Raw genomic sequence first — 10,877 nt, 5'->3', positions numbered from 1 at the left:
CCGCTCGCCGGGCGGGCGGAGGTGGCGGCGCTGCGCCGGCGGGCCGATGCCGCGCTGTCCCAGCCGCGCGCGGCGCGCGACGCGGCGCTGCCGGCGCAGTGGTGGGAGGGCATGCGGGCGCTGATCGAGACCTCGCAATCGCTGCGGCTGGCGCAGCACGCCTCGGGCGGCACCACGGAGGCCCGGCTGGCGGAGCTGCAGAGCCTGAAGCACTTCATCTGGCTCGCCACCGAGTTCCTGGGGCGCGAGCGCGGCATCGTCGCCGGCCTGCTGGCCCGCGGCGCCCCCATCTCCCTGGCGCAGCTGGAGCTGCTGGCCACCCATCGCGGCCAGGTGGAGACCGCCTGGGCGATGATCGAGGCCGAGCTGGAGAGCGGCGGGCCGCGGACCGTGCAGGCCGCCGCCGCCGTGCGGGAGCGCCTGTTCGGCGCCTTCGGCCAGCTTCGCCGGGCGGTCTATGCCGCCGGCACCGGCGGCCAGCCCTACCCCGTCTCCGGGGAGCAGTGGTGGCAGGAGGCCACCGGCCTGATCGAGCAGCTGCGGGGGCTCAGCATGGCGGCGGGCGCGGAGGCGGAGGCCCTGGCCCGGGAGGCTTCCGGCGCGGCGCTGGCCGGCTTCATCCTCTATGCCTGCGGGCTGGGGCTGGCGGCGGGGATCGGCCTCGGGGCCTGGCTGATGGTCTCCCGCCGCGTGCTGCGCCCCCTGCTGGCGATCACCGTGGCGATGCGGCGGCTGGCGGAGCGGGATTTCGGCATCGCCATCCCGGGGCAGGGGCGGCGGGACGAGATCGGCGCCATGGCGGCCGCCGTCCAGGTGTTCCGCCACAGCATGATCGAGGGCGAGCGCCTGGCCGCCGCCCAGCGTGCCGAGCAGGAGGAGAAGGCCACCCGCGCCGCGCGGGTGGAGCGGCTGGCCCAGGGCTTCGAGCGCGATGCCGGGCAGCTCGTGGAGATGCTGGCCGCCGCCGCCACGCAGCTGCAGGCCACCGCCCAGGCCATGCGCCAGGGCGCCGCGCAGGCGGATGAGGGGGCGGGTGCCGCGGCCGCCTCGGCGGCGGAGGCCAGCGCCAACGTGCAGACGGTGGCGGCGGCGGCGGAGGAGCTTGCCACCTCGGTGGCCGAGATCGCCCGCCAGGTGGAGCGCTCCACCACCGTCTCGGCCCGCGCCGCGGAGGATGCGCAGCGCACGGATGCGACGGTGCGCGCCCTCTCCGCCGCCGCCCAGCGCATCGGCGACGTGGTGGGGCTGATCAGCAGCATCGCCGGGCAGACCAACCTTCTGGCGCTCAATGCCACGATCGAGGCGGCCCGTGCCGGGGAGGCGGGCAAGGGCTTCGCCGTGGTCGCCTCCGAGGTGAAGAACCTGGCCAGCCAGACCGCCAAGGCCACCGAGGAGATCGCGGCGCAGATCGGCCAGATCCAGCAGGTGACGCAGGAGGCGGTGCAGGCCATCCAGGGCATCGCCGGAACCATCGGCGAGGTGAACCAGATCGCCGGCGCCATCGCCGCCGCCGTCGAGGAGCAGGGGGTGGCGACGCGGGAGATCGCCCGCAACGTGGCGCAGGCCGCCAGCGGCACGCAGGATGTTACGCGGCACGTGGTGGATGTCTCGCAGCGTGTGGGCGAGACGGGCGGCGCGGCGCAGGATGTGCTGGCCGCCGCCGGGGAGCTGTCCCGCCAGTCCGAGACGCTGGGCCTCCAGGTCGGCACCTTCCTGCGCGGCATCAAGGCCGCCTGAGGCCGCGGGAAGAGGCGCGCGCCCTTCCCGCGGCGGCCTGTCAGAACGCCCCGAACATGGTGCCGAGCACGATGACCGTGACCAGCGCCGCCACCGGGATCAGCAGGTTCACCACGAAGATGTCCCCGTAGGAGGATTTGTGGGTGAGGCCGGTGATGGTGAGCAGCGAGATCACCGCGCCGTTGTGCGGCAGCGAGTCGAAGCCGCCCGAGGAGATGGTGGCGATGCGGTGCAGCAGCTCGGGGCTGATGCCCAGCGCGTTGGCCCGCTCCAGATAGGTGGCGCCCAGCGTGTCGAGCGCGATGGACAGGCCGCCCGAGGCGGAGCCGGTGATGCCGGCCAGCGCGTTCACCGCGATGGCGAGCGAGATGGTGGGGGTGTCCGGCGCGATGCCCACCACGAAGTCCCGCACCAGCACGAAGGCGGCCAGCGAGGCGATGACGGCGCCGTAGCCCACCTCGCTCGCCGTGTTGAAGATGGGCAGCATGGAGCCCATCGTGCCCTCGTTCAGCGTCTTCTGCGCGTCGCGCAGGTGGCGGCGCTGCAGCACCAGCACGGTGAGGATGGCGCCCACCAGCGCCACGATCAGCGCCCAGGTGCCGATGACGGCGCTGGGCGAGACGTTGCCATAGACCTGCTGCGCCAGGTAGCCGAGGTCGAGGCGCGGGAACACCACCAGCGAGAACAGCGCGTTCAGCCCGATCACCACGACGATGGGCAGCATGGCGAGGGCGAAGCCGGGGCGCGCGCCATCCTCGAACTGCGGCAGGTTCTCCTGGTGGTCGCCATAGCCCTCGCCGGCGGCCTGGGCGCGGCGGGCGCGCAGCTGCAGCCAGGCCAGCCCGCCGAACAGCATGATGCAGCCGGCGATGATGCCGAGGCCGGGGGCGGCGAAGGTGGTGGTGCCGAAGAAGCGCGTCGGGATGGCGTTCTGGATCGCCGGCGTGCCGGGGAAGGCGGTCATGGTGAAGGTGAAGGAGCCGAGCGCGATGGCCGCCGCGATCAGCCGCTTGGGCACCTGCGCCTCGCGGAACAGCGCCGCCGCGATCGGGTAGATGGCGAAGGCCACCACGAAGAGCGAGACGCCGCCATAGGTCAGCACGCCGCAGGCGAGCGTCACGGCGGCGATGGCGTGCCTGGCCCCGAGCTTCCGCACGATGGTGTGCGCGATGGTGGTGGAGGAGCCGCTGTCGGCCATCAGCTTCCCGAAGATCGCGCCCAGCAGGAAGATGGGGAAGAACAGCACGACGTAGCGGCCGAGGCTGGTCATGAAGACCTGGGTGTAGGTGGCCAGCAGCGGCCCGCCCTGCGCCATCAGCACGGCGAAGGCGGCCATGATGGGGGCGAGGTAGAGCACGCTGTAGCCGCGATAGGCGAAGTACATCAGCCCGGCGAGCGAGAGGATGATGGCAAGGGTGCCGATCAAGGGGTGGTTCCTTCCTGGACGAGAGGCTGCCCGGCCCGGGCCGGGGGAGGGGCGGCACGGCCGGCACGAGGTGGCCGGCCACGCGGAGGGTTCTTCGGATTGCGCCCGCGGGCGCCGCGCACCCGCCATGCGCGCCGATGCGTCACGCGGGCCACGGCCGCTGCGGCGTCACGCGGGCCGCGCGCGCGGCAGCATCGCTCAGGCTGCGCGCGCAGATGCATCGCTCAGGCTGCGCGCGCAGATGCGTCGCTCCGGCTGCGCGCGCAGATGCATCACTCCGGCTGCGCGCGCAGGTGCGCGACGAGCGCCATCAGCCGGCGGTTGCGCCAGTCGGTGCGCGCCTGCAGCCGGTCGGCCGGCAGGGCCTGGCGCAGCTCCGCCTCGGCGGCCTTGATCGCCCCGGCCGACCAGGGCTGCGGGTCGCGGCGGGAGAGGGCGATGCTGTGGTAGAGCGGCGCGAGGCGCGCCGAGTAGTCGGCGATGCCGCCCGGCGCGTTCAGGTCGATGGTCTCGAACGGCCCCATGAAGGCCCAGCGCAGGCCGAGCCCCTGGCTCACCGTGCGGTCGATGTCGGCGGCCGAGGCGAGGCCCGCCTCGTAGAGCGCCCAGGCTTCGTTCAGCAGCGCGCCCTGCAGGCGGTTGAGGATGAAGCCTTCCACCTCGCCCTTCACCTCGATCGGCGCCTGGCCCCAGCCTTCCATGGCGGCGCGCAGCACCGGCAGGATGGCGGGGTCGGTCCAGGGCGCCGGCACCAGTTCCACCAGCGGGATCAGGTGCGGCGGGTTCACCGGGTGGGCGACGAGGAAGCGCTCCCGCTTCGGCAGCCCCGCCGTGAAGGCCGAGGCCGGGATGCCGGAGGAGGAGGAGCCGACGATGGCATCCGCCCGCATCGCCGCGTCGATATCGGCGCAGGCGGCCTGCTTCACCTCGACCCGCTCCAGCACGGATTCCTGGATGTAGTCGGCCTCGCCCACCGCGTCGGCCAGCGTGGCGCACACGGTGATGCGCGCCAGCACCGGCTCCACCGCCTCGACCAGCCCGGCGCCGTGCATGTCCTCCAGCATGGTCCGCAGCCGCTCCAGGGCACCGGCGCGGATGGTCTCGCTGGCGTCGAACAGGCGGACGCGGGCGCCGCCGCGGGCGAAGACCAGCGCCCAGCCGGAGCCGACCAGCCCGGCGCCGACCACGGCGACGGTGTTCAGGACATGCTGCATGAGGTTTCCTTCTCGGGATGGGTGTCGCGGAGGGTGGCGGGAACCAGGGCGGGGGTGCTGCCGCGCGCCACCAGCGTGCCGGGCAGGCGCAGCAGCGGGCGCGGCAGGGGCTCGCCCCGGCCGAGGCGGCCGATCCAGTCCAGCGCGGTGTCGAGCATCGCCTCCACCGGCTGGCGCAGCGTCGTCAGGTCGTGCGCCGGCCAGGCGGCCATCGGGATGTCGTCGAAGCCCGCGATGGCGAGGTCGCGCGGCACGCGCAGGCCGAAGCGTCCGCGCGCTGCCTCCTGGAAGCCGATGGCCAGGATGTCGCTGGCGCAGAACACCGCCTGCGGCCGGTCCGGGCCGGCGAGCAGGGCCTGCGCCGCGGCCTGCCCGGCGGCGTAGGTGAAGGCGCCGGCCACGCCCTCGCCAGGCCATTCCAGCGGCGGCGGCAGGCCGCGCTCGGCGCAGCGGCCGAGGAAGCCGGCGCGCCGCTCGGCATGGGTGGAGGCATCGGCGCGGCCGCCGACGAAGGCCAGCCGCGTGGCGCCGCGGTCGATCAGGTGGTCGGCCAGGGCCGCGCCGCCCTGCGCGTTGTCGCAGACGATGGCGGCCGCCTCCGGGTCGGAGGGGTGGCGGTTGAGGAACAGCAGCGGCGTGCCGGCCTCGCGGCAGGCTCGGCTGGCGGCGCTGCTGAGGGTGGTGGCCAGCACGATGGCGCATTCCGGCTGGTAGGAGAGCAGCAGCCGCAGCGCCGCCGCCTCCGAAGCCGCCGCCGCGCCCTCCGGCTCGGTCATCACCAGCATCGTGTTGTAGCCGGCGCCCTGCAGCCGGCTGGTGAGCCGCTCCAGCGCCGCCGGGTAGAAGGGGTTGGCGAGGTCGGACACCACCACGCCGACGATGCGGGTGCGCCGCGTGATCATGCCGCGCGCCAGGGCGTTCGGGTGGTAGCCCAGCTCCTCGGCGCGGCGCAGCACGAGGGCGCGCGTCTCGGCGGCGATGGCGCCGCCGGGGTGGAAGGCCCGCGCCACGGTGGCGACCGACATGCCCAGGCCCCGGGCCAGGTCCTTGATGGTGATGCGGTGCGTGCGGCTAGGCGGCATGGCCCGCCCCATGCGCCGCTGTCGCGCTCTCGCGCATGCGTTTCCTCCTGTCTGCGGCCGTGTTCCGGCTCGTCCTGGTTGGCCGAGAACGTTCTCGGTTCGGCGCGTCGCGTCAACTCGCCGCGCCACACGTTTTCGTGTTCGTCGATCGCGGTGCGGGGTGCCGTCTGGCCGGGGGTGGCATGCCGGCGATAGCATCGCCGCAGGGGCGGAGAGACGAGACGGTGCAGGTTCCCGGCATACGGCGCACGGTGTCGCGCATCCTGGCCATGGTGTTCTGCCTGGGGCTGCTGGCGGGGCTTGGCGGCTTCTACCTGCTGCTGCAGGACCGCGCGCTGGGGCAGGCGGCCTCCGAGGCGCGCATCCTGCTGCGCTCGGCGCTCGCCATCCGCGGCTACACGGCCGAGCACATCTTCCCCAAGCTCGCGCGGCTGGAGGATGGCGCCTTCCATGCCGAGACGGTGCCCTCCTTCGCGGCGCAGACCGTCTTCCGCATGGTGGCCAGCGAGTACAGCGCCTACACCTACCGCGAGCCGGCGCTGAACCCGACCTCCAGCGCCGACCTCGCCACCCCCTTCGAGGTGGAGCTGATCCAGCGCTTCCGCGCCGATCCGCGGCTCGCGGAGCTGAGCGGCGTCCGCCCCACCGACACGGACCGGCTGTTCTACCTGGCCCGCCCCATCCGCATCACCCAGGAAGGCTGCCTGACCTGCCACAGCACGCCGGAGCGGGCGCCGCCGGCCATGCTGGCGAAATACGGCACCGGCAGCGGCTTCGGCTGGCAGATGAACGAGGTGGTGGGCGCCCAGGTGCTGACCGTGCCGGTGACGCAGGGGCTGAAGGGCTCGCTGGAGCTGGTCGGGGTGCTCGGGCTCGGCCTCGCGCTGATCTTCGGCCTGGCCTATGTGGCGCTGGTGCTGGCGCTGGACCGCATGGTGATCCGCCCGCTCGGCGCGCTCAGCCGCGCCGCCGAGGCGGCCAGCCAGAGCGGCGACCCGCGCCTCGGCCTGCCGCGCGCCGGCGCCGGCGAGATCCGCCGGCTGGCGGAATCGATCGACCGGCTGCGCATCTCGCTCGGCAAGGCGATGGGCCTGCTCGGCCGCGGGGCGGCGCCGCGCCCGGAAGCCGGCGATTGAACCCGCGCCCCGCCGCCGCAACCGGCCTGCCCGGCGGGCTCTGGCCGCTGGCGCTGCTCGCCGCCGGCAGCGCCGGCCTGTGGCTGCTGAGCTGGCTGGCCGAGGACCACCTGCTGCTCGGCCACGGCCCGGTGCAGGCGGGGCTGCGCATCGGCGCCACGCTCGGCACCGCGCTGCTGGTGGTGATGGCGGGCGGCCGCGCCGTGCTCGGCCTCGGCCTGTCCGCCGGGCTGGGCCTCGAGCCCACCGGGCTGCAGCGCGCCATCGCCTACAGCGTGCTCACCTTCGCCGCCTCGGCCGTGGTGCTGGCCTCCTTCGGCTTCGACATCACGGCGGTGCTCACCACCTCGGCCATCCTCACCGCCGCCGTCGGCCTGGCGCTGCAGCCGACGCTCGGCAGCCTGATCTCGGGCGTGGCGCTGCACATGGACCGCGTGCTGCATGTGGGCGACACCATCGTGCTGGACGGGCGGAAGGTGGAGATCGTCCGGCTGGACTGGCGCACCGCCATCGGCCGGCGGCGGGACGGCACCACCATCGTCATCCCCAATGCGCGCATCTGCAACGACACCATGGTGGTCTATCCGGCGGGGCAGCCGGTGCGGCAGGATTCCCTCTTCCCCGCCCCCGCCAACGTGCCGCCGCAGCGCGTCTCGGAGCTGGTGACGGCGCTGATCACCGACTTCCCGCAGATCGAGGCCGCGCGCCCGGTGATGGTGATGCTGGAGGGCTACGACCCCGGCAGCGCCCTGGCGCGCTACCGCGCCCGCTACTGGATCCGCAACACCTGGGACGGGCCGGAGATCGACAGCGAGGTGCTGCGCCGGGTCTGGTACGTGTTCCAGCGCCACGGCATCCCCTGGCCGGTCTCGCGCCTCTACGAGCCGGGGCAGCGCCGCGTGGCGGAGCCGGGCCTCGCCCCCGGCGGCCGGCCGCTGGAGGAGACGCTGGCCGCGCTGCTGCCGCCCGGGCCGGAGCGCGAGGCGCGGGCGCGCCGGCTGGCCGAGGCCGGTCGGCTGCTGCTCTACGCCCCCGATGAGCGGCTGATCCTGCCCGAGGCCCATGCGTGCGGGCAGTTCCTGGTGCTGGCGGGCCATGTGCGGGCCGAGGATGAGGGGGCGGGGATGCTGGCCGAGGTCTCGCCGCCGCCGCCGCTGCGGCTGCAGCGCCTGGGCCGCGCCGCCACGCTGCGCCGCATGGCGGACGCGCTGGCGCGGCAGATCGGCCCCTATGCCGAGCATGCGGTGCGGCAGGCCGCCGCGCGCTCCTCCAGCCTGGCCGATCTGTGCCGCGAGGTGGCGGAGGAGATCCCCGACCCCGCGCGCCGCGCCGCCTTCCTGGCCGAGCTGGACGTGGCCGAGGCGGCGGCGCAGCACCGCGGCCACCGCTTCCGCGCGCGGCGCGACGCCGCCGGCCGCCTGGTGGCCGACCCGCCCCTGCGCGCGGTGGAGGAGGTGGCGGTGCTGGCCCTGCCCGCCGCCCTGGAGGGGCAGCTCGGCCGCCTGTCCCGCGCCGGCTGACCCGGCAGCAGAAGGAAAGGGGCGGAGAAATTCCTTCCCCCGGCCCTGGCTGGCCTAGCCCGGGTTGCTGAGCCGTTCCGCGCTCGGCCCCGGCGGCGCGTCCAGCCGCGCCAAGTTGCCCTCCAGCGCCACGCGCCCCGCCGCCACCCAGGCCAGCGCCGCCGGGTAGAGCCGGTGCTCCTCGGCCAGCACGCGGGCGCCCAGGCTGGCCTCGTCGTCGCCGGGCAGGATGGGCACGGCGGCCTGGGCCAGGATCGGCCCCTCATCGACGCCCGGCGTCACGAGGTGCACGGTGCAGCCATGCAGCTTCACGCCCGCCGCGAGCGCCCGGGCATGGGTGTCGAGCCCCGGGAAGGCCGGCAGCAGGGAGGGGTGGATGTTGAGCATCCGCCCCGCCCAGCGGGTGGTGAAGCCTTCCGTCAGCACGCGCATGAAGCCGGCCAGGGCGATCAGCTCCACGCCGTGCCGCGCCAGCTCCGCCTCCATCGCCGCCTCGAAGCCCGCGCGGTCGCGCCCGAAGGGGCGGGATTCCACCACGGCGGTCGGGATGCCGGCCGCCGCCGCGCGGCCGAGGCCGGCGGCATCCGCCCGGTTGGAGAGGACGAGCGCGATCTCGGCCGGGTAGGCGGGGTCGGCGGCGGCGGCGAGCAGGGCGGCCATGTTGCTGCCCCGCCCGGAGATCAGGATGGCGGTGCGCCGCCGGCTCCCAACCCCTCCGCTCATGCGGCGGGCCAGCGCGGCGTGAGGTTCTCCACCCGCACCTCGGGCGCGGCCTCCGCCTCGCCGGCGGCGATGGTGCCGAGGCGGAACACCGTCTCGCCCTTGTCGGAGAGCAGGTCGGTGGCGGCGGAGACATCCGCCTCGCGCACCACCAGGCACATGCCGATGCCGCAGTTGAAGACGCGCAGCATCTCCTCCGGCGCCACGTTGCCGGCCTGGGCCAGCCAGGCGAAGACGGGCGGCAGGGTCCAGGCCTGCGCGTCCAGCACCGCCACGGTGCCGCGGGGCAGCACGCGCGGCAGGTTGCCCGGCAGGCCGCCGCCGGTGATGTGCGCCGCCGCCTTCACCAGCCCGGCGCGGTGCAGCGCCAGCACGGACTGCACGTAGATGCGCGTCGGCGCCAGCAGCGCCTGGCCCAGCGTCTGCGCGCCGGCCTCCGGCGTGGCGAAGGGGGCGGGGGTGCCGACGCCCTGGTTGGTGGCGGCCAGGATGCGGCGCACCAGCGAGAAGCCGTTGGAGTGCACGCCGGAGGCGGCGAGGCCCAGCACCACGTCGCCCGGCGCGACATCCGGCTTCGGCAGCAGCCCGTCGCGCTCGGCGGCGCCCACCGAGAAGCCGGCGAGGTCGTAGTCGTCCTTGGCGTACATGCCCGGCATCTCGGCCGTCTCGCCGCCGACAAGGGCGCAGCCGGCCTGCCGGCAGCCCTCGGCGATGCCGGCGACGACGGCGCGGGCCTGCTCCAGCTGCAGCTTGCCGGTGGCGAAGTAGTCGAGGAAGAACAGCGGCTCGGCGCCCTGCACGACGAGGTCGTTCACGCACATGGCAACCAGGTCGATGCCCACGGCGTCATGCATGTTGCAGTCGATGGCGAGGCGCAGCTTGGTGCCGACGCCATCGGTGGAGGACACCAGGACGGGGTCGGCGTAGCCGGCCGCCTTCAGGTCGAACAGCGCGCCGAAGCCGCCGAGGGAGCCCATGGTCCCGGGGCGGTCCGTGCTGCGCGCCAGCGGCTTGATGGCATCCACGAGGGCGTCGCCGGTTTCGATGTCAACGCCGGCGTCGCGGTAGGTCAGACTGGTCATCAGGGGGCCCGATCGGCTATGCGCAAAGGCCCGGGTAAGGAGAGATCACTATGCCGGGCATCCAAGGGGGCGGAATGCAACATTTTCGGCGCTTCGCCGCAACCGTTGTCGTCGGGGGCCTGATCGGCGCCGCGGTCGGGTCGGCCGGGTTCGGGGCCGGGCAGGGGGCGCGCGCCCAGGCGCTGCCGCCGGCCATGGCCGCCACCGCCGCCGAGCCGGCCGCGAACCCCTATGTGCAGCGCGGCGTGCCGGCCGAGGCGACCGCCGAGAATGCCGTCATCGCCCGCACCCGCGCGCTCGCCGCCGCGCAGCGCGCCGCCTACGACCGCATGGCCGGGGAGCTCGGCCTAACGCGCGGGCTGAGCGATTCCCAGATCGATTCCCTGGTCTCCTCCATCATCGTGGAGGAGGAGCGGACCACCCGCACCGGCTACAGCGGCCGGCTGACGGTGAACTTCAACCAGAGCCGCGTGGCCGCCCGCGCGGGCGGCGGAGGCGGCACGGGCGGCGGAACCGGCGGCGTGCTGGCGGGCGGCCCGCCCTCCGGCCTGCCGGCCACCCTGCCGCCCGGCGGGGGGATGGGCGGCGACGCCGCCCCGCCGGTGATGCCCGGCGCCCCGGCCGCCGGATTCATCCTGGCCGAGGCCCGCTTCACCGGCCTGCGGGAATGGCTGGAACTGCGCCGCCGCCTGCTCACCAGCCCTGAGATCGCCTCGGTGGACATCCAGGCCATCGCGGTGGATGGCGCCCGGCTGCGCCTCGGCCTGCGGCAAGCGCCGCAGCAGGCGATGCAGGCGCTGCCCGCCACCGGACTCGCCCTGGTGCCGCCCGCCGCGCAGGCGGCAAGCCCCTACGCCGCGCAGGCGGCCAGCCCTTACGGCACGCAGACGGCCAGCCCCTACGCCGCCGGGGCGGCCAATCCCTTCGCCGCCCCGGTGGCGCCCGGGGCGCTGGCGCCGC

At 74.9% G+C, this 10,877-nt stretch carries 9 protein-coding genes; 4 read left to right on the top strand and 5 right to left on the bottom strand.

Annotated features, from left to right (window positions below):
* Positions 1 to 1,737: methyl-accepting chemotaxis protein (locus ACFOY6_RS22905; RefSeq protein ID WP_379652343.1), on the top strand; the 1,737-nt coding region annotated here is incomplete at its 5' end.
* Positions 1,738 to 1,777: 40 nt separating this feature from the next.
* On the opposite strand, the gene ACFOY6_RS22900 is transcribed toward ACFOY6_RS22905, so the two are convergent.
* The 3 genes from ACFOY6_RS22900 to ACFOY6_RS22890 all read right to left on the bottom strand — a co-directional run bounded on the left by ACFOY6_RS22900 (position 1,778) and on the right by ACFOY6_RS22890 (position 5,459).
* Entirely contained in the window at positions 1,778 to 3,163 is a 1,386-nt protein-coding gene (locus ACFOY6_RS22900) for a GntP family permease (RefSeq protein WP_379652342.1), read from the bottom strand.
* A 272-nt stretch (positions 3,164 to 3,435) separates the two neighbouring features.
* The gene (locus tag ACFOY6_RS22895) at positions 3,436 to 4,377 is read right to left on the bottom strand and encodes a 3-hydroxyacyl-CoA dehydrogenase (protein ID WP_379652341.1); all 942 of its coding nucleotides are present in this window, start codon (positions 4,375 to 4,377) and stop codon (positions 3,436 to 3,438) included.
* Positions 4,362 to 5,459: a LacI family DNA-binding transcriptional regulator gene (locus tag ACFOY6_RS22890; protein ID WP_379652340.1), complete on the bottom strand. Its 1,098-nt coding sequence runs from the start codon at positions 5,457 to 5,459 to the stop codon at positions 4,362 to 4,364. The genes ACFOY6_RS22895 and ACFOY6_RS22890 overlap by 16 nt, the downstream gene beginning before the upstream one ends.
* 182 nt (positions 5,460 to 5,641) lie before the next feature.
* On the opposite strand from ACFOY6_RS22890, the gene ACFOY6_RS22885 reads away from it, so the two are divergent.
* A complete protein-coding gene (locus ACFOY6_RS22885) occupies positions 5,642 to 6,595 on the top strand; it encodes a Tll0287-like domain-containing protein (protein WP_379652339.1) in 954 nt (317 codons plus the stop codon).
* The gene (locus tag ACFOY6_RS22880; protein WP_379652338.1) at positions 6,592 to 8,115 is read left to right on the top strand and encodes a mechanosensitive ion channel family protein; all 1,524 of its coding nucleotides are present in this window, start codon (positions 6,592 to 6,594) and stop codon (positions 8,113 to 8,115) included. Before ACFOY6_RS22885 ends, ACFOY6_RS22880 begins: the two co-directional genes overlap by 4 nt.
* A 54-nt stretch (positions 8,116 to 8,169) precedes the next feature.
* Here the strand turns inward: ACFOY6_RS22880 and purN are convergent, their stop codons facing one another.
* Together purN and purM are read right to left on the bottom strand one after the other, a co-directional pair.
* Positions 8,170 to 8,838 (bottom strand): phosphoribosylglycinamide formyltransferase, encoded by a 669-nt coding sequence (gene purN, locus ACFOY6_RS22875; RefSeq protein WP_379652337.1) that lies wholly within the window; start codon positions 8,836 to 8,838, stop codon positions 8,170 to 8,172.
* Positions 8,835 to 9,917, bottom strand: a complete 1,083-nt coding sequence (gene purM / locus ACFOY6_RS22870; protein ID WP_379652336.1) for a phosphoribosylformylglycinamidine cyclo-ligase — start codon at positions 9,915 to 9,917, stop codon at positions 8,835 to 8,837. The genes purN and purM overlap by 4 nt, the downstream gene beginning before the upstream one ends.
* Positions 9,918 to 9,991: 74 nt before the next feature.
* Between purM and ACFOY6_RS22865 the strand changes: the two genes are divergently transcribed.
* Positions 9,992 to 10,877, top strand: an 886-nt coding sequence (locus tag ACFOY6_RS22865) for a hypothetical protein (RefSeq protein WP_379652335.1), incomplete at its 3' end; no start/stop codon positions are given.

Origin of the sequence: Teichococcus aestuarii, assembly GCF_042651065.1 — a bacterium.
In the GTDB taxonomy this organism is placed as follows: Bacteria; Pseudomonadota; Alphaproteobacteria; order Acetobacterales; family Acetobacteraceae; genus Pseudoroseomonas; species Pseudoroseomonas aestuarii.
Note: the sequence above shows the minus strand (reverse complement) of the source record. Positions and strands in the feature narration are given on the sequence as shown.